The sequence below is a fragment of the uncultured Bradyrhizobium sp. genome, from assembly GCF_936928535.1.
Lineage (GTDB): Bacteria > Pseudomonadota > Alphaproteobacteria > Rhizobiales > Xanthobacteraceae > Bradyrhizobium.
This window is the reverse complement of record NZ_CAKZHY010000001.1, coordinates 1-17,130: the sequence shown is the minus strand read 5'-3', so window position 1 is coordinate 17,130 and position 17,130 is coordinate 1. Positions and strand designations below refer to the sequence as shown.

General features: G+C 64.7%; 19 protein-coding genes, 1 tRNA gene and 1 pseudogene. 7 read left to right on the top strand and 14 right to left on the bottom strand.

The window, feature by feature from the left end:
- From Q0687_RS00105 to Q0687_RS00090, 4 genes and pseudogenes are all read right to left on the bottom strand, one after another.
- On the bottom strand, window positions 1-712 hold a 712-nt coding region (locus tag Q0687_RS00105; RefSeq protein WP_298870609.1), incomplete at its 3' end, for a hypothetical protein.
- Between the two features lie 156 nt (window positions 713-868).
- Window positions 869-1,060, bottom strand: coding sequence for a hypothetical protein (locus Q0687_RS00100; RefSeq protein WP_298870607.1), 192 nt, complete (start codon window positions 1,058-1,060; stop codon window positions 869-871).
- 208 nt (window positions 1,061-1,268) lie between these two features.
- A pseudogene (locus Q0687_RS00095) lies at window positions 1,269-1,664 on the bottom strand (YidB family protein); the annotation flags it as partial.
- Between the two features lie 104 nt (window positions 1,665-1,768).
- A complete protein-coding gene (locus tag Q0687_RS00090; RefSeq protein ID WP_298870604.1) occupies window positions 1,769-2,431 on the bottom strand; it encodes a glutathione S-transferase family protein in 663 nt (220 codons plus the stop codon).
- 119 nt (window positions 2,432-2,550) lie between these two features.
- Here Q0687_RS00090 and Q0687_RS00085 point away from each other — a divergent pair, with 119 nt between their 5' ends.
- Window positions 2,551-3,252, top strand: coding sequence for a DUF599 domain-containing protein (locus tag Q0687_RS00085; RefSeq protein ID WP_298870601.1), 702 nt, complete (start codon window positions 2,551-2,553; stop codon window positions 3,250-3,252).
- 40 nt (window positions 3,253-3,292) lie between these two features.
- On the opposite strand, the gene Q0687_RS00080 is transcribed toward Q0687_RS00085, so the two are convergent.
- The 4 genes from Q0687_RS00080 to mgtE all read right to left on the bottom strand — a co-directional run bounded on the left by Q0687_RS00080 (window position 3,293) and on the right by mgtE (window position 7,114).
- Window positions 3,293-4,198 carry a hypothetical protein gene (locus tag Q0687_RS00080; protein WP_298870613.1) on the bottom strand — a complete coding sequence of 302 codons (906 nt, stop codon included), beginning with the start codon at window positions 4,196-4,198 and terminating at the stop codon, window positions 3,293-3,295.
- A 49-nt stretch (window positions 4,199-4,247) separates the two neighbouring features.
- Window positions 4,248-5,066 (bottom strand): aldo/keto reductase, encoded by an 819-nt coding sequence (locus tag Q0687_RS00075; protein WP_298870598.1) that lies wholly within the window; start codon window positions 5,064-5,066, stop codon window positions 4,248-4,250.
- Window positions 5,067-5,202: 136 nt separating this feature from the next.
- Window positions 5,203-5,520 carry a helix-turn-helix domain-containing protein gene (locus Q0687_RS00070; RefSeq protein WP_298870611.1) on the bottom strand — a complete coding sequence of 106 codons (318 nt, stop codon included), beginning with the start codon at window positions 5,518-5,520 and terminating at the stop codon, window positions 5,203-5,205.
- 172 nt (window positions 5,521-5,692) lie between these two features.
- A complete protein-coding gene (gene mgtE / locus Q0687_RS00065; RefSeq protein WP_298870597.1) occupies window positions 5,693-7,114 on the bottom strand; it encodes a magnesium transporter in 1,422 nt (473 codons plus the stop codon).
- Window positions 7,115-7,191: 77 nt separating this feature from the next.
- On the opposite strand from mgtE, the gene Q0687_RS00060 reads away from it, so the two are divergent.
- Window positions 7,192-7,998: a polysaccharide deacetylase family protein gene (locus tag Q0687_RS00060; protein ID WP_298870595.1), complete on the top strand. Its 807-nt coding sequence runs from the start codon at window positions 7,192-7,194 to the stop codon at window positions 7,996-7,998.
- Window positions 7,999-8,180: 182 nt separating this feature from the next.
- Window positions 8,181-9,437: a polysaccharide deacetylase family protein gene (locus tag Q0687_RS00055; protein ID WP_298870592.1), complete on the top strand. Its 1,257-nt coding sequence runs from the start codon at window positions 8,181-8,183 to the stop codon at window positions 9,435-9,437.
- A gap of 11 nt (window positions 9,438-9,448) precedes the next feature.
- Here the strand turns inward: Q0687_RS00055 and Q0687_RS00050 are convergent, their stop codons facing one another.
- Complete coding sequence (locus Q0687_RS00050) at window positions 9,449-9,823, bottom strand: hypothetical protein (protein ID WP_298870589.1); 375 nt, start codon at window positions 9,821-9,823, stop codon at window positions 9,449-9,451.
- A gap of 224 nt (window positions 9,824-10,047) precedes the next feature.
- On the opposite strand from Q0687_RS00050, the gene Q0687_RS00045 reads away from it, so the two are divergent.
- Window positions 10,048-10,305 carry a hypothetical protein gene (locus Q0687_RS00045; RefSeq protein ID WP_271598843.1) on the top strand — a complete coding sequence of 86 codons (258 nt, stop codon included), beginning with the start codon at window positions 10,048-10,050 and terminating at the stop codon, window positions 10,303-10,305.
- A gap of 45 nt (window positions 10,306-10,350) precedes the next feature.
- Here Q0687_RS00045 and Q0687_RS00040 read toward each other — a convergent pair.
- Window positions 10,351-10,435: transfer RNA gene (locus Q0687_RS00040), tRNA-Leu, on the bottom strand.
- A 202-nt stretch (window positions 10,436-10,637) separates the two neighbouring features.
- Entirely contained in the window at window positions 10,638-10,880 is a 243-nt protein-coding gene (locus tag Q0687_RS00035) for a FliM/FliN family flagellar motor switch protein (protein ID WP_298870577.1), read from the bottom strand.
- Window positions 10,881-10,962: 82 nt separating this feature from the next.
- Here Q0687_RS00035 and lipB point away from each other — a divergent pair, with 82 nt between their 5' ends.
- A complete protein-coding gene (gene lipB, locus Q0687_RS00030) occupies window positions 10,963-11,700 on the top strand; it encodes a lipoyl(octanoyl) transferase LipB (RefSeq protein WP_298870575.1) in 738 nt (245 codons plus the stop codon).
- A gap of 199 nt (window positions 11,701-11,899) precedes the next feature.
- Window positions 11,900-12,613 (top strand): DNA helicase, encoded by a 714-nt coding sequence (locus tag Q0687_RS00025; protein WP_298870572.1) that lies wholly within the window; start codon window positions 11,900-11,902, stop codon window positions 12,611-12,613.
- 43 nt (window positions 12,614-12,656) lie between these two features.
- Here Q0687_RS00025 and Q0687_RS00020 read toward each other — a convergent pair whose 3' ends face one another.
- Window positions 12,657-13,079 (bottom strand): 4-oxalocrotonate tautomerase family protein, encoded by a 423-nt coding sequence (locus Q0687_RS00020; RefSeq protein WP_298870570.1) that lies wholly within the window; start codon window positions 13,077-13,079, stop codon window positions 12,657-12,659.
- A gap of 111 nt (window positions 13,080-13,190) precedes the next feature.
- Here Q0687_RS00020 and Q0687_RS00015 point away from each other — a divergent pair, with 111 nt between their 5' ends.
- Window positions 13,191-14,048, top strand: a complete 858-nt coding sequence (locus Q0687_RS00015) for a LysR substrate-binding domain-containing protein (RefSeq protein ID WP_298870567.1) — start codon at window positions 13,191-13,193, stop codon at window positions 14,046-14,048.
- Between the two features lie 415 nt (window positions 14,049-14,463).
- On the opposite strand, the gene Q0687_RS00010 is transcribed toward Q0687_RS00015, so the two are convergent.
- Together Q0687_RS00010 and Q0687_RS00005 are read right to left on the bottom strand one after the other, a co-directional pair.
- A complete protein-coding gene (locus Q0687_RS00010; RefSeq protein WP_298870565.1) occupies window positions 14,464-15,798 on the bottom strand; it encodes a TIGR01777 family oxidoreductase in 1,335 nt (444 codons plus the stop codon).
- Window positions 15,799-15,913: 115 nt separating this feature from the next.
- On the bottom strand, window positions 15,914-17,130 hold a 1,217-nt coding region (locus Q0687_RS00005), incomplete at its 5' end, for a permease (protein WP_298870561.1).

Sequence of the window (17,130 nt, the reverse complement as noted above, 5' to 3'; positions counted from 1 at the left end):
TGCCTGATGGCATCGATGGCGGCAGCGCTGCGATCGGGTTGGGCGGCAGAGCTCCAAGGGCCGCTGCGGGCGAATTCCAGGTCGGCGCATAGCGCGCGACCATTTGATCGTAGAGATGGGAATCCATGTTGGCCGCGACCTGCTGCTGGTCCGTCAACGAGCGGAACGCGGCGCAATCGAACTGGGTGCAGCCGTCACGCGTGACCAGCACTTGCGCCACGAGACCGAAGCGATCACGCTCCAGCGCCTTGCGCAGGACCTTCGTGTCGAGCGTCAGGCTCTTGTCGGCGGTCGCGGCATCGCCGAGCGCCGTCAGCCGATCGATCCGGGCCGCCGTGTAGGCGACAGCGGCAGCCGCCGTGTCAGGCGCACCGAACAGCGCCTTCTCACAGCCGGTGGCGACGGCTTCGCCGGCGAGGTCATCGAGGCAGGCCAGCGCGGGAAGCGTCGCGGTCACCGTGGCTTGCGTGCGGGCTTCGGTCGGGGCGGCCTGCCCCGTCGGCCCATAGATGCGCATGGTGGCAGCCACCGCGATGCCGATCGAGAGCAGCGTGATAACGGTCAGCGCACCGTTGGCGACCGATTTCTCGGCGCGCAACAGCGTGATCAGCAGGATCAATCCGAAGAAGCCGGCAGCCGCCAGCGTCATCCACATCGGGAAGGATGGCGAGCGCCAGATTTGGTCGAGCGACGAGGCCCATGCCCAGTTCATGCGCGATGTCCCCTCACGCGAGCAAAGAGCTGATGGTCAAGCGAGCACCGCGAGTCGGCAACTGCCCCTACCCACCTTGCCGAGGCGAAGCGGGCCTTTTGACGGCGAGCGGCGCAAATTCGTCCGCAATGTCAATGCGTGGCCAGCGTCAGCGCATTACGAGAGCGCGAGCTGGCTTTCCTTGGCAACCCGTTCGAAGGCCTCAGTGGAGCTCTTGATCCGGTACTGGCAGTCGTCGCCTTCCGTCGGCAGGAGGCGAATGACCTCGTAGGCGCCACTCGCAGCCGGGCGCGCAATGTTGCTGGCAGTGAACAATACGCGCGTTCCCACGGGGAATTTATGCTTCAACGCCCATCTCCATCACTCAAACAGCGCCGGCCGTGCCCAGGGTCCCACTGCGACGGACCGGCTGAAAACCCGGTGTGACCTATAGCACGCGATGCGGCGTTTTGGCCAGCAGTATGCCGGCATGGCAAATAGGCCAATCCTTCTGTGTTTTCAGGACGATATCCAGGGAACCGGGCCGCCGGTGATACCGCCGGAACCGGCCCCTTTTTCAGGCGCCGTGCGGCAGCTGGCCGTTCGGGCTTGCCTGATCGACCGCCTTGGGGAGTTCCTGAGCCAGGATCTCCCCGAGCTGGTCGACCGGGATGTTGTAGCGCGCAGCCAGCTGGCGGACGGTGTCGTTGCCGAGCACGGCCCGGAGCTGGTCGGCCGAGATCGGCAAGTTCTGGCCATTGCCGAGCCAGGACTTCACCTGCTCGCCGAAGCCCGCCTGCTGGAGCTTGGCGACGATCGCGCCCAACCCGCCCTGGTTGTTGTTGCCCATCACCTCGCCGAGTACGGCCGGCAGAACGGCGTCGCCGAGCTGACCAAGCGCGCTGCGCAGTGCGGGATTGTTCTCCAGCGAGTCCAGGATTCCCATTGCCGTCCCCTCTTTCGTTGTTTCCTGCGATTGAGCGCCGCGAGCGGCCGTGCCGTCAAGCCGCGCTCAATCACATTTCGAGTGAGCATGATCTTGTCGGAGAACCGGTCACCACTTCTCCGGATCATGCTCTACACGTTCTCGAACTTTTCGATGACAAGCGTTTCAGCGAGACCATCACGGGTCCATTCCTGGAACGCCGGCATCGCCATCATCGTGTCCATGTAGGCCTTGGCCTCCGGCGTGACCTCGATGGCGTAGGTGCGGAAACGATGCACGACCGGCGCATACATAGCATCCGCCGCGCCGAAGCGGCCGAACAGGAACGGCCCACCGGCGCCGTAGCGGGTCCGGCACATGCGCCAGATCTCCTGCACGCGCGCGACATTGGCCTTGGCGTCCGCCGACAGCGTCACGGCCCGCACCGGACGGTGCAGGTTCATGCCGCATTCGCCGCGCAAGGCCATGAAGCCGGAATGCATCTCGGCGCAGACCGAACGGGCAAAGGCGCGGGCCGCGACATCGTCGGGCCAAAGCTTCTTCTCCGGATAGCGCTCGGCGATGTATTCGATGATGGCGAGCGAATCCCACACCGTGATGTCGCCATCGACCAGCACTGGCACCTTGCCGGCGCGGCTAAAGGACAGGATCTGCTCCTTATCCGCGGGATTGTCGGTGTAGAGCGGGATCACGGTCTCCACGAACGGGATGTCGTTGGCGCGGAGCGCGAGCCAAGGCCGCATCGACCATGATGAGTAGTTCTTGTTGCCGATCGCGAGCTTGAGCGCTGCCATGTCCCTGGTCCTTCCGTAAGTCTTGTGCGGCTGCTTTTAACGCCAACGCCTGCCGCCAATCAATCGTTGCCGCTCCCCAGCATGCGTGGCAATCGTGATGGCCCCGCCAGGAGAGTGACATGAGCAGGCATTGGGTCGACATCACCGCCGTCGGCTTCTTCATCATCGAGTGGCTGGTCTATGCCGCAACGCTCGAGCATTCCGCTTATGGCCGCGACAGCCTGTCGGCGCGGATGAACCGCTACCGCGAGGTCTGGGTGCGCCGCCTGCTCGACCGCGAGGCGCGCATGGTCGACATGCAGATCATGGCATCGCTGCAGAACGGCACCGCCTTCTTCGCTTCCACCAGCCTGTTCGCGCTCGGCGGCGCGCTGGCGCTGCTGCATGCCACCAACGACGCCATCACCATCCTGGGCAAGCTGCCGATCGATCTCAGCACCTCGCCCGCAATGTGGGAGCTGAAATGCGTCGGCCTCGTGCTGATCTGCGTCTACGCCTTCTTCAAATTCGCCTGGGCCTATCGCCTGTTCAACTATGTCGCCATCCTCTATGGCGGGATGCCGCCGGCCTCGCAGCGCGACACGCCCGAGGCTGAGGCTCATGTCCTGCGGACCACGCGCCTGTTCGAATCCGCCGGCCGCCACTTCAACCGCGGCCAGCGCGCCTTCTTCTTCGCGCTTGGCTATCTCGGCTGGTTCGTCAGCCCCTGGGTGCTGTTCGTGACCACGGCCGCGGTGGTGGTCGTAACCTGGCGGCGGCAGTTTGCCTCGAACGCCTGGGCCGCAATGGCGCCGGATGTGGTCGCCGGCGATGAGGGGTGACGAGCATGGTTCTCCAATCCCGCCGCGCGTTCCGGGGCGTCTACGACCCGAAATCGCCGGGCGTGAACGAAAGGTCCATCACCTTCCATTCATCGTACTTGTCGACGGGCAGCATCTTGTAGGGCTGGCAGGCTTGCATCGCACTCATTGCTGATTTCACGATGGCGACGCCCTTGGTTGATGGCGGCGCTTCGATCAGGATCGGCTCGCGAGCCAGCGTGCCATCGGTGGCCATCACGGCGCGCAGCCTGATCCGCACGGCATCGGTCGCCGCGACCCCGGCCGGCAGTTTCGAACAGCTTCTCAGGTGACGCCGAAGCTCGGCAATGACTTCGGGCGGCAGCTTGGCCGCGATCGAGTCCTTGGCATCGCCGCCGTCATCCTTGGGGCCGTCCTTCGGCGCGGGCGGCAATGCAGGCGGCAATGTGGGCGGCAGGCCCAGCATCACATGGTATTTGACGGTGACGTCAGGCTCTGGCGGCGTGTAGGCCGGCGGCTGCGCCATCACGGGCGGTGGCTGTTGTGCCGCCTCAGGCTGAGGCGGCGGCATCTGCGATGGTGAGGGCTGTGGCTGCGGCTGGCTTTGCTGCGGATCATGCGCGGCCTGCTTCTGTTGCGGGGCCGCCTTCTCTGCTGGCTTCTCCTTGGTCGGCGCAGACTTGGGCGGCGTTGACTTGGGCGCCGCGTCCGCCTTGTTCTGGTCGGTGAAGTCGAGCTTCGGTAGCTTGAAGTCCGGGAGCGGTTTCACCTCCTCCTTGGCCTTTTCCTCCGCCTTCGCCTCCTCCTGCTTCACCTGCTCCGGCGTGACTATGTCGACCGCAACGGTTTCGGGCGGCGCCGGATGAAATGGATGGACCTCGCTGATCAGGATGATCAGCGCGACCAGCGTCAGGTGCGCGATCGCCGACGCCGCAATGTCCGTCCGGATGATCTTCCGCAGTTCCATCGCCCGATCTTGGGTTGCCATCCTGCTCCTAGCATACCCAAATTCTCCCTCAATCCCATTTCGGCGCGAAGCCGAAATCGGTTAGGCGTCCCCTGGGACTGGCCAGTGCGGCAATCGCCGCCATCTCGTCATCCGAGAGCTCGAAATCGAAGATCTCGATGTTTTCCGACAGACGTTCGACTCGCGAGGTTCTGGGAATGGCAGAGACATTCTGCTGCACCAGCCAGCGCAGGCAGACTTGCGCCGGCGTCTTGCGATGGGCGTGGCCGATAGCCGCGAGCGTAGGGTCGGACTTGATGCGACCCTTGGCGATCGGGCTGTAGGCGACGAGCGCCATCCCGTGCTGGTCGCAGGCCGCCCTCACCTTCGCCTGGTCGAGATAGGGATGATATTCGACCTGGTTGCAAACCAGCGGCTCGCCTGACAGGGCGACCGCCTGCTCGATCAGCGCCACCGTGAAATTGGAGACGCCGATGTGGCGCGTGAGGCCCATGCGCTTGGCATGCGCCAGCGCGCCCAGCGTCTCCTCCAGCGGCACGTGCGGATTGGGCCAGTGCAGCAGCACAAGGTCGACAGCGGGAAGCCTCAAGCGCACCAGGCTCTCCTTGACCGACCGTTCGAGATCGTGGGGCGCGAAATGATTGGTCCAGACTTTTGTGGTGACGAAGACGTCATCGCGGCGGACGCCGGAGGCGCGCAATCCGTCGCCGACCTCGCGCTCATTGTCATAGACCTGGGCGGTATCGATATGACGGTAGCCGAGCCGCAGCGCCTGCTCGACCACGCGGGCGCAGGTTCGGCCGCTCAGCTCCCAGGTCCCAAGCCCGATCGCCGGAATCTTCGCGCCATTGGCCTCGACGAACAGCATGAGGAATCCTCTCTGTTGCGACAGCCCCAGGACATCATTATGAGCCCGGTCCGCCAGAGTGCAATGGACGAGGCCGGCTGTGGATGCGGATCTTCAGCCGCAAGCTAACGGAAGCTTCGAGGGTCCGGCCTTGACGTCAGGCTTTGGCGAGCGCCTGGAAGACCGTATCGGGCGCATGCGCGATCACGGCCAGCAGCGCGCGGGCGGGTCCGCGCGGAGCGCGCTTGCCCTGCTCCCAATTGCGGATGGTCTCGACCGGCACGCCAAGCTTGGCGGCGAACTCCATCTGGGTCAGACACGCGCGCCGACGCAAATCGCGCACCCCGAGTGAGCCAATTTCCGCCGGCGGCGTTTGGGCCGCGCCCTCGACCGGAGACGGCTGGACCGGAAACTCTTGTCCGTCCCGCAACTCAACGACCCGTCCGTCCGCCTTCAGCCGCAACCGCATGCTCATTCCCCCAAGCGCGAGGGAATCATGCGGGAGGTCGCTTAAGGTCGGATTAAAGATGGTCTTGTCATTCCGGGGCGCGCGAAGCGCGAGCCCGGAATCCATCGGGCATCTGAGTATGCGGACAAATGGATTCCGGGTTCGCGCCAAGTGGCCCGCCCCGGAATGACGGAGAACCCTACTTCAATCCGAACCACAGTGTGGCGATGCCGAGGAAGGAGAAGAAGCCGACGACGTCAGTCACCGTCGTCACGAACGTGCCTGACGCCACGGCCGGATCGGCCCTGACGCGTTCAAGCGCCATCGGGATCAGGATGCCGCCGAGCGCACCGGCAACGAGGTTCACGATGATCGCGAGCCCGATGACGACACCGAGACCCGGGATCTTGAACCAGGCCACCGCGGCGATGCCCGTGATCACGGCAAAGCCGATGCCGTTGACGAGACCGACCAGCGTCTCGCGGATCACCACGCGCCACGCATTGGAGGAACCGAGCTCGCGGGTGGCGAGCGCGCGGACGGCGACTGTCATGGTCTGGGTCGCGGCATTGCCGCCTTGGCTCGCAACGATCGGCGCCAGCACGGCGAGCGCCACCATCTTCTCGAGCTGGCCCTCGAACAGGCCGAGCACGGACGACGCCAGAAAGGCGGTGGCAAGGTTGATCAGGAGCCAGTTGAAGCGGCCGCGCGCAATGGTGAGAAACGTGTCCGACAGTTCTTCGTCGCTGGTGACGCCGCCGAGCGCCTTGAGGTCCTCGTCCGCCTCTTCCTCGATGACGTCGACGACGTCGTCAACGGTGATGACGCCGACGAGGCGGTCCTGGGTGTCAAGCACCGGCGCGGCAACGAGGTTGTACTTGCCGAACATGCGCGCCACCTCCTCCTGGTCCTCGAGGACGGAAACGCGGCGACGATCCTCGTCGGTCAGCTCGGTCAGCAGCACCGGGCGGCGTGCGCGCAGGAGCACATCGAGCGGAACAGCGCCCTGCCAGTGCTGGTCCTTGTCGACGACGTAGATCTCGTAGAACCGGTCAGGCAGATCGGGCGTGTCGCGCATGTAGTCGATCGCCTGCCCAACCGTGAAATCCTGTGGCACGGCGATGAACTCGGTCTGCATGCGCCGGCCGGCGGAGTTTTCCGGATACAGCAGGCTGCGCTCGAGCGCGACGCGCTCCTGCAGCGGCAGCTTCTCGAGGATCTCCTCCTGCTCCTCCTCGTCCAGGGTCTCGAGCAGCTCGACCGCGTCGTCGGATTCCAGCTCGCGGACGCCCTCGGCTACCGTCTCGGGCGGCAGCTCGTCGAGGATTTCCTCACGAACGCTCTCGTCGACCTCGTTCAGCGCGGAAAAGTCGAAGTCGGCACCGGTCAGCTCGACCAGGCGGACGCGGTCGTCGGGCGCAAGCGCAGCGATGAGGTCACCGAGGTCGGCCTCGTGCAGATCGGCAACGCAGGCGCGCAGCGCAGCACTGTCGGCGACCTCGATCGCGTGCGCAATTTCCTCGACGAATTCATGCCTGATTTCGCCGTCTTCATTGCGCATGGGGACGTGGTCGAGTACCAATGTCTCGGCGGATACAGCGCCATCGATATGTTCATCCATGGGAACGCCTCGCCGTTTGACAGGTTGATGGTTGGGGCTGACGGTCACGCAATACCCACAAGACAATCGTGAGCGCAATGGCAAAGATACAGCGGCTGAAATGGACCTCGATCACGACGAGCCTGGCTCTCGCCGGCCTCGCCGCGATCGGTTCAGCCCGGGCCGCGGATTGCCCTAGGGGCGATGCGCTCGGCACCTCGCGGGTGATGAGCGTCGATGCCAAGACCACGCCACGCGTCGGCTTGAAGAGTTTTCCGCAGACGCTGCCGCTCGCCGATCACGAGGTGGTGTTGACCTTCGACGACGGCCCGCGTCCGCCCTCGACGAACAAGATTTTGGCGGCGCTGGCGCAGGAATGCGTGCGTGCCACCTTCTTCCTGGTCGGCCGGAGCGCCACCGAATTCCCTGATCTCGTCAAGCGCATCGCGCGCGAGGGGCACACAATCGGTCACCACACCTGGTCGCATCCGTACATGGCGCGGATCCCCGCTGACACGGCCAAGTACGAGATCGATCACGGCATCGCCTCCGACGAGAAGGCACTGAACGGGGTGGCGACGACGACACCCTCGACGCCGTTCTTCCGCTTCCCCTATTTCGAGTCCACGCCGGCCCAGCTCGACTTGCTCGAGCAGCGCGGCATCGTGGTGTTCGGCGCCGATTTCTGGGCCAGCGACTGGAACGACATGACGCCGGAGCAGGAACTCAAGCTGATCACCGACCGCGTGACCGCCAACCGCAAGGGTATCATCTTGTTCCACGATGCCCAGGCGCGTACGGCGGCCATGATGCCGGACTTCCTGCGCTGGTTGCGGGAGAACGGCTATCACGTGGTTCACATCGTGCCGACGGGCACGTCACAGAAGAACGCCGACGCGCATTGATGCCGGAATGTCACGGCTGACCAAAATGGGGTGATTTGAGCCCTATTAACACTCTGTTCATGCTAGTCCATGCAATGATTGAGGGGCGCCTCGGGCGGGAAAGGTCTTTGCGCCTGAACCGTTTCCTGATGTCTCCGACCTATCGATATCGCAGCCAGATTAGATGAGGGCAGACGGGGTTCATGATCGGAAGTAGCGTTGTTTTTCGGGCGCGATCGTGGACCGTCCTGCTGCTGGGCCTGCTGACCACCGCGTCATCGGCGGCCTTCGCCGCCGAATGCCCGGGGCATCCCGATGCGCTCGGGACCTCACGCACGCTCGTCGTCGACCCGCGCGAGCATCCGCGCATCGGGACGATGCAGTACCGCGAGACGCTGCCGCTGAAGGACCACGAGGTGGTGCTGACCTTTGACGACGGTCCGCTGCCGAAATATTCCAATCAGGTGCTTCAGATCCTCGCCGACGAGTGCATCAAGGCGACCTTCTTCATCATCGGCGAGCAGGCCAAGGCGAACCCGGAAGGCGTGCGCAAACTGGTCGCGGCGGGTCACACCGTCGGCACGCACAGCATGACCCATCCGCTGACGATGGACCGGATGCCGATCGACAAGGTCGAGGCCCAGGTCAATGGCGGCATCGAGTGGACGTCGGCGGCGATGACGGACCCATCCAAGCTCGCGCCGTTCTTCCGCATTCCCGGCCTGATGCGCGCCGACGGCGTCGAGAACTATCTGATCTCGCGCGGCATCCAGGTGTGGAGCGCCGACTTCCCGGCCGACGACTGGCGTCACGTCTCGCCCGATCGCGTCTACCAGCTCGCGATCCAGCGGCTGGAGGCCAAGGGCAAGGGCATCCTGCTGCTGCACGACATCCAGGCGCGCACCGTCGCTGCGCTGCCAAAGATCATCCGCGACCTCAAGGCGCGCGGCTATCGCATCGTGCATGTGGTGCCCGCAACCGCCGACCAGCCGGCGACGCCGACCACCGCGGTGGAATGGCTGCTGCATCCGCCGACAGAGACGACGCCGATCGCGCGCTGGCCTCAGGTGCCGAATTTCGTGTATGCGCAGACAGCGACGCTGCCGGCGCCCGGCCTTGCCGATCTCAACGCGCAGACCGCGCATCAGCCGCAGCTGTTGCCGCACAGGACCATGGCGCAGGCCGATATCGCCTCCACCCTGCCCGCACCCGGCCGCGATCTCTTCGCGATCCCCGAGGGCTCGGTCGAGGTGCTGCTGTCGACGACCTTGTCGCGCCGCGCCGCCACCCGGCTTGCGATGGCGGCCGAGGCGGGCCGAGCCGGCAAAGGCAAGGCTGGCAAAATCAAGGCGCAGCGAACGGCGCATGCGGCACACCCCGCACCGAAGCACGCGGCTCAAGCCAAGAGCGCAGCGCCTCGCGCGACCCGCGTCGCCACCAGCATGAAGAAGCGCGCCTGACTGAAGCGCGGTTACTGTCGCATGATGTTGGCGACGCAGAGCAGTACAATCAGCGCCAGGAAGAACAGGTCCATATAGGATTTGAGCTCGCCGTCACGGCGCAGCCGCGCAACATCAATCACGATCTGCCTGCGCACGTTGGTGCCGCCCGAGCCGTCATTGATCGGCGCCTGAAGCCGCTTGGTCTCCGCCTCCAGCTTCTCGATCTTCTGGTAGAAATAGAAGGCCCGCAGCGTGGAGGCTGCGCGCATGCCTGAGTAGACCAGCACCAGGATCGCGAGGATCGCCCGGTTTTGGTACTTCTCCATGAAGTTCAGGCTGAAATAGACCAGCGCCATGAACGCAAAGTTGGTCAGGAAGCGGTAGACGAAGCTTAGAAAGACCATGCTGGCTCCAGCCGAGAGAGGTCGCGCGAGGCCCGTCTACGCCAATATTGTTTCAACAACGATACCATCGCCCGCGCGCCGCCGCCTTTTAGCCACGCGCCGCCATATTGCAAGCGCGCGAGTCGCCCGCAGTGTTCCAGGCGCTACGCCGCCCATTGCCGCTCAATGGAGATTCGAGGAAAGCTACGGTAGACTGCTGCTGCCGCTGACGCGTGAGGTTGCCGATGCCGAAGAAGGGAATCACGGGGCACGACGAGTGGGTTCTGACCGAGGCGCTCGCAACCGCCCTGGTCGCGCTCGAGCAGCTCGAGGCGAAGCACCAGCCGAGCGCGCATATGGACGACATCCGCAAGATGCTGTCGCACGGTAAGGAGCCGAACGCGGTGAGCCTACACTTGGCCCAGGCCAAATGCCGCCTGTTCCCCGACCTCGATCCGCTCGAGATCTACCGGGAATACGGGATCGGCGAGGAATATGGCTGAGAGGCCCATTCGGGCCGCTGGCTTTTCAAAAATGAGATTCGAAGGTGGTGCGCTCGGAGGGACTCGAACCCCCACGGTGTTACCCACTGCCACCTCAAGGCAGCGCGTCTACCAGTTCCGCCACGAGCGCTAGGAGATACCGGCCTGAGGTCTTAAAGGCTGGCCGGATCAGCGGCCGCCGATCTAACAAATCCATCAGGGGGATACAAGCCTGCAAAGACCCTGAATTCCACAAGCTTGGCACGAAAGTCGGGGATTCCCGGTCCGGATCGGCCCTATCCGATGGGGCCGGCTTCAGCGCGTGCCCAGGCCGCTACCGCGTGCCCGGGCCGCTACCGGGTGCCCGGCGTCCGCGGCAACATCTGCTTGACCTCGACCGCGATCCTGTTGCGGTCGACCAGCACGACGCCGGAGGCCACCGGCAGATTGTTGGCGAGAACCTTGACCTCGTCGGCTTCGGTTGCGTCCAACTCGATGATGGCACCGCGGGAAAGACGTAATACTTGATGGATCGGCATGGAGGTCGTCCCGAGGACGACCATGAGATCCACGGTGACTTTATCGAGTGTGGGCACTGTCAGGACCGCCGCAACTTGAGACTACACCAAGGGACTTCAGCATTTGCGCATGCGATCATCACCACGTTATGGTTAGCCAATGGTTAATTCTTCGCAAAACGGCCGCCAAGACCTCGATTTGACGTCGTTTTCCGCCACAGGCGGCGCGCCGGTCGAATGGCGAATCTCCGATACGCCCGTGCCCTATCCTGACGCCGTCGCCGCCATGGAGGCGCGGGTCGCTGAGATCGCGGCGGGGCAAGCGCCGGAGCTGGTCTGGCTGCTCGAGCACCCCCCGCTCTACACGTCAGGGACGTCAGGCAAGGCGACCGACCTGCTCGATTCCCGCTTCCCGACCTTCGCGACGGGGCGCGGCGGCCAGCTGACCTATCACGGCCCCGGCCAGCGCGTGGCCTACATCATGCTCGACCTCAAGCGCCGCCGGCCCGATGTCCGCGCCTATGTCGCGAGCCTGGAGGAGCTGATCCTGAAGACGCTCGCCGCCTTCAACGTCCGCGGCGAGCGGCGCGAGGACCGGGTCGGCGTCTGGGTGAAGCGCCCGGACAAGGGCGAGGCGCACGAGGACAAGATCGCGGCGATCGGCGTGCGGCTGAAGCGCTGGGTCTCGTTCCACGGCATCGCCATCAATGTCGAACCGGAGCTGGAGCACTTTGCGGGTATCGTCCCCTGCGGCGTCGCCGATCCCCGTTATGGCGTCACCTCGTTGGCCGATCTCGGCCAGCTCGCGACCATGCAGGATGTCGACATCGCGTTGCGGCAGTCGTTTGAGGAACTGTTCGGGCCGACCCGCGCGCTGCTCCCGGAAGCTACCGCCTGACTTATTGTTGTTGGCGAGGCATTGGGCGCGTTCTCCGTGCGCGCGGAATCGGCTACATCAGTGTCAGGCGCCGCCCACGCCTCCCCCCTCCGCCGGGAAAGCAGACTTCATGCCGGGCGACTAAACCATCGAACCGACTGTTCGAGCACTGGGCATAAGGAGGGATTGCGCTTTCTGCTCGCATCAGGAGGTTCTGACGATGAAACTGTCTGCGCCGATCTATCATCTGAAGCGAAAAGCAAAGCGCCTGTCGCGCGAGGAAGGCATTCCGCTGCACGACGCGCTCGACCGCATTGCTGCCACGGAAGGCTTTTCCGCCTGGAGCTTGCTCGCCGTGAAAGCCGCGGCATCAACGCCGGCTATCAGGCTGTTCCCGCAATTCCAACAAGGCGACCTGGTGCTGGTCGGGGCGCGTCCCGGTCAGGGCAAGACGTTGATGAGTCTCGAACTCGCCGTGGAGGCCATGAAATCAGGCCATCGCGCCACATTCTTCTCGCTCGAATACACCGAGAGAGACGTGCTGGACCGCCTGCGCGCGATCGGCGTGGAGCCCGCCCAGTTCGACAAGCTGTTGGAGGTCGACTGCTCCGACACCATCAGTGCCGACTATGTCATGAAGCAGATGGCCACGGCGCCGCGCGGCACGGTCGTAGTGGTCGATTATCTGCAATTGCTCGACCAGCGGCGGGAAAACCCTGATCTCACCGTTCAGGTGCGCGCGCTGAAATCGTTCGCGCAAGACAAGGGGCTGATCGTCGTCTTCATCTCGCAGATCGATCGGTCCTACGATCCCTCGACAAAATCCTGCCCCGATCTCAGCGATGTCAGACTGCCGAACCCGCTGGACCTCAAGCTGTTCGACAAGACCTGCTTCATCAACAATGCCGAGGTTGAGTTCCGGGCTGCGAGCTGACCTGCGAGCCGCGGGTGAGACGGCTCACCCGCGGCTTGCCTCTTCATGCCGCCTTCAGCGACACGTCGAGCTTGCCGGCGATATAGCGCCGCTCCTGGGTCAGGCCGCCGAAGCCGTAGGCATCGCCCTTGACCTCATCGACATGCAGATACGTCTCGGGATGCAGCGGTCCCAAAATTTCCGCCATGCGCTTGAACATCGCGGCGAGATAGGCGGCCTTCTCGTCCTTGGTGTTGGTACCCTCGGTGACGTGAATGTCGATCCAGTAGCTGGCGAGCTTTTGCTCGGCGAGCGACTTGCCACCGGCGAACCAGTCGCCCGCGTCGAGCGACTTCACGATGATGGCGGTCACCTTGGGATCCTTGTGCAGGATTTTTGCGGTGAGCTCGGACACGGCGCTCGCGATCTCGGCCTTCAGCGATGGCGACTGGCGGGACGAGGTATAGGACACGGTGATCAGGGGCATTGTCGTTCTCCTCAAGATGCTGCGCTGTTTGCGCGGCGTTGGTGAAAAGCTAGACCTTGGCGCACCATTTTGGTATCTTATCTAATAATATACCAGTGATAACGGTTCACAATGATAGCCACGCTCGATATCGCCACCGTCCAGGCCTTTCTGCTGGTCGCCGACCTCCAGAGTTTTACCCGCGCCGCTGAAGCGCTTGGCACGACGCAGGCGGCGGTCAGCCTCAAGCTGCAGCGGCTCGAAATGCTGCTGGGCAAGCGTCTCGTCGAGCGTTCGCCACGCGCGGTCCGCCTCACCGCCGATGGCGCTGGCTTCCACGATCGCGCCCGCGCGCTGATGGTCGCACACGCCCGCGCGCTGTCGGACGACGCACCGGCGGCGCAATCACTCTCCCTCGGCATCTCCGATCATGCCGCCGGCCCCGAACTGGTGCCGCTGCTCGAACGGCTGCATGCGATGTCGTCAAACCTCACCCTTGCCGTCACCATCGGCTTCTCGCGCGAGATGCAGGATGCCTATGACGCAGGCGAGCTCGATGCGGTGATCGTGCGTCAGGAAGGCAGCCGCCGCGGCGGTGAGAAGCTGACCGAAGATGAGTTTGGCTGGTTCGCCTCGCGTCGTTTCATGCTGCCGAAGGGCGAGCCGTTGCCGCTCGCAACGCTCGCCCCGCCCTGCGGCGTCCGTGCGATCGCGGTGCGCGCGCTCGACAAGACCGGCATCGCCTGGCGCGAGCGCTTTGTCGGCGGCGGCGTCACCGCGGTGATCGCGGCCGCGCTTGCCGGGCTCGCGATCGCGCCATTGGCGCGGCGGATCGCACCTCCCGGACTGATCGACATCGGCCCCGCGCACAAGCTGCCAAAGCTCGGCAGCTCGAAGGTGATGCTGCATTCGAAAGTCAGCGATCCTGCCAAGCTCGCGGCGCTACGCGCGGTGGCGGCGACATTCCGAAGTTCGGCACGAACTACCTAACCCCCGCGCCCCTTCCCGCAGCGAACCAATACGCAACTCCGGCCAGGCATCCAGCGAAGGTGAAGAGCGCCTCCAGCGCAGGGCGCGTCCCGAAGATACCGTATCCGATCAGGGCTCCGATCGTAGCTCCGGCAGGCGCGTAGAAGAACACAGAGCGAATCCGGAACGACTCACCGAGCCAGATCACGAGCGCGGCCGGTATCCCGCTGAGCAGGCAGGTGAAGATCAATGTGATCGGCAAGAAAATCAAGACCAGGACGACGATCGGACCTAGGCCTTCCGGAAAACCTCTATGTGGAAGCGATAGAATTGCAGCGAAGATCGGCAACGCTCCCAATGTCGCGGTTGTCGTCAAGCATCCGCGGAACCAACCATTCACAACGCGAGGACATGCAGCACAGGACATGACATCACCTCACAGGATCGCCTCGAACGCGCTGCGCAGCGTCTCGTGCCGGAACACAAAGCCGCGGCTCAGCGCCTTGTTCGGCAGCACGCGCTGACCGCCGAGCAGCAGCTCATCGGCGAAGCCGCCACCGATCCGGCGCAACAGGCTACCGGGAATGCGGAACACCGCGGGCCGGTTCAGCCTGCGACCGAGCTCCTCGGTGAACTTCGCATTGGTGACCGGGATCGGCGCGGTGGCGTTGACGGGCCCGGTGAGATCTGGCGTCGCCATCACATAGGCGATCAGCCGGATCAGGTCGTCGCGTTCGATCCAGGACATCCACTGCCGCCCGGTGCCAATGGGACCGCCGAGGCCGAACTCGAACGGCGTCAGCAGGCGCGTGATGAAGCCGCCTTCGGTGCCGAGCACGAGACCGATGCGCAAATTCACCACACGGACGCCGAGCTCCCCCGCAGGCCGCGCTGCCTTCTCCCAGGCCGCGCAAAGCTCGTGGCTGAAGCAGGCGTGAGACTTGGCCGACTCCGTCAGCACCTGGTCCGCCCACAGGCCGTACCAGCCGATCGCAGAGCCGCTGACCAGCACCTCCGGCTTGCGGTCGAGCCGCGCGATCAGATTCACGATTTCATCGGTCATGTCGACGCGTGAGGCGATGATCTTCGCGCGCTTCGCCTCGGTCCAAAGGCCGTTGCCGATCGGCTCGCCTGCGAGATTGACGATGGCGTCGATATGCGTCTCGGAGGCGATCTGATCGAGGCTGGTGATCAGCGTCACCGGCGGCGGCAGCATCTCGGCCTTCGCAGGATTACGGATCAGCGCGATGACGTGATGCCCTGCTCCGCCGAGGCTCGCTGCGAGACGGCTGCCGATGAAGCCGGTGGCGCCCGTGATCAGAACGGTCTTCCGGCCAGGCAGCTTCTCAACGAGACCGTCAGCGGGCGCGCTCTTCATCCGGCCGAGCCGGCGCATCGCGGCAAAATCCCTGATGCCGCAGAGTGCCGCGCCGACGGCGCAGGCAGTCGCGGCGATGCTGAGCAGGCCCTGATACACGACCGCGACACCGATCGGCTGCATCGCCCATGCGATCAGTACCGGCAGCAGCAGCACCAGGATGGCACCGTAGTTAATCGCCAGCAGCGTGTGATTGATCCGCTCGCTCGGCGGCAGTTTCCGGCTCAGATCCTCCTCAACGAAATCCATCAGCGTGATGACGATCTCGGCAACCAGCACGGCGACGATCAGGCCGACCGGGCCGACGCCCCAGCCGGCGCCCATGCCCCAGTAGATCCCGCCGCCGCCGCCGAACAGCACCAGCAATACGATCAAAACGATGAGCAAATCCATTTGCATCTCCTCCGGTTTGTGGAGCATCACCACAATAGGAGTAGCGGCCGTTGCAATCGGTTCATCGTCGCGGCGGCGCCGGCAACAAGCGGCCCCAGCCGTGGGCACCGCGCCGCTAGGTGCGGTGCCGATGCGCCTGGCTTTCGGCCGGGCGTTCCGCCATGTGCTTGAGCATGGCCGGGCCGCCGCTGGCCAGGAAGCGCCAGGCCAGCACGGCCGCCAGCGCCAGCAGCAGGAGGTTGAGGACGGCGGTGTAGTTGAAGCTGAACTGCAGCTGCGCGATGCGCGCCGCATGCTGCCGCGGCAGCAGGCCCGCGCCGGCGAAGGCCAGTTCCACCAGCCACGCGGCGGCGACCATGGCCGCGTACGAGGTTGCCAGCAGAAACCACATCATGCGCCGGCCGTAGTACCGGCGCAGGATATCCAGGATCGGGATGATGATCAGGTCGGCGAACAGAAAGGCGATCACGCCGCCGAAGCTGATGCCGCTATTCCACAGCACGGCCGCCAGCGGCACATTGCCGATCGAGCAGGTGAACGATGCGATCGCCACCAGTGGCGCAATCAACGGCCCCCATATGGCCGCGAGCCAGGGATGGCCGCTCAGGAACAGCCGACCCCAGGCTTGATGTGGCACCCAGGCCGATACCGCGCCGGCCACAGCAAGACCCAGCAGAATGTCCTTCCACAGCATCGTCCAGTTCATGATGTAGGCGTGGCTCACCGCGGTGACGCCGCGCGCGGACAGCAGCCTCTGCCAGAACCCGCCTTCCGACTCCTCCATGGACATGGCGGCGTGGCCTTCCATCTTTCCCGCCAGCCCTTGCCCGGCCTGCCGGCGCGCCGACTCCAGCAGCGACGGCCGCAGCAGCCAGCGGAACAGCAGCGCCAGAATGCCGATCATCAGCACCCCGCCGGCGAACTCGGCCAGCGTGAAGCGCCACCCCATCAGCACCGCCAGCAGGATGCCCAGCTCAAGCACCAGGTTGGTGGACGCGAACTGGAAGGCGATGGCGGCGGTGAAGTTTGCGCCTTTGCGAAACAGCGACCTGGCGATGGCGACGGCGGCATAGGAACAGGAAGACGAGGCCGTCCCGAACAGCGTAGCGCGTACCAGCGATCGCAGCGACGCGTCCGGCAGCGCACGCGCGACGCGCGACTTGGGCACGGCGACCTCGATGACCGCCGAGAGCAGGAATCCCAGGCTGATACCCCAGAAGATCTGCCAGCCCATCAGCAGCGCCATGCGCAGGGCCTGCTCCAGCGCGGCGATCATCGGCTGCCTCTCACACGTTGTTTCACCGGCATGGCGGTGCTCCGGGTATCGGCGCA

Coding starts and splice junctions, on each gene's coding strand:
- Q0687_RS00090 (WP_298870604.1), bottom strand. CDS start 2,431: ATGGCAGCGCTCAAGCTCGCGATCGGCAACAAGAACTACTCATCATGG.
- Q0687_RS00085 (WP_298870601.1), top strand. CDS start 2,551: ATGAGCAGGCATTGGGTCGACATCACCGCCGTCGGCTTCTTCATCATC.
- Q0687_RS00080 (WP_298870613.1), bottom strand. CDS start 4,198: ATGGAACTGCGGAAGATCATCCGGACGGACATTGCGGCGTCGGCGATC.
- Q0687_RS00075 (WP_298870598.1), bottom strand. CDS start 5,066: ATGCTGTTCGTCGAGGCCAATGGCGCGAAGATTCCGGCGATCGGGCTT.
- Q0687_RS00070 (WP_298870611.1), bottom strand. CDS start 5,520: ATGAGCATGCGGTTGCGGCTGAAGGCGGACGGACGGGTCGTTGAGTTG.
- mgtE (WP_298870597.1), bottom strand. CDS start 7,114: ATGGATGAACATATCGATGGCGCTGTATCCGCCGAGACATTGGTACTC.
- Q0687_RS00060 (WP_298870595.1), top strand. CDS start 7,192: ATGGCAAAGATACAGCGGCTGAAATGGACCTCGATCACGACGAGCCTG.
- Q0687_RS00055 (WP_298870592.1), top strand. CDS start 8,181: ATGATCGGAAGTAGCGTTGTTTTTCGGGCGCGATCGTGGACCGTCCTG.
- Q0687_RS00050 (WP_298870589.1), bottom strand. CDS start 9,823: ATGGTCTTTCTAAGCTTCGTCTACCGCTTCCTGACCAACTTTGCGTTC.
- Q0687_RS00045 (WP_271598843.1), top strand. CDS start 10,048: ATGCCGAAGAAGGGAATCACGGGGCACGACGAGTGGGTTCTGACCGAG.
- lipB (WP_298870575.1), top strand. CDS start 10,963: ATGGTTAATTCTTCGCAAAACGGCCGCCAAGACCTCGATTTGACGTCG.
- Q0687_RS00025 (WP_298870572.1), top strand. CDS start 11,900: ATGAAACTGTCTGCGCCGATCTATCATCTGAAGCGAAAAGCAAAGCGC.
- Q0687_RS00020 (WP_298870570.1), bottom strand. CDS start 13,079: ATGCCCCTGATCACCGTGTCCTATACCTCGTCCCGCCAGTCGCCATCG.
- Q0687_RS00015 (WP_298870567.1), top strand. CDS start 13,191: ATGATAGCCACGCTCGATATCGCCACCGTCCAGGCCTTTCTGCTGGTC.
- Q0687_RS00010 (WP_298870565.1), bottom strand. CDS start 15,798: ATGGATTTGCTCATCGTTTTGATCGTATTGCTGGTGCTGTTCGGCGGC.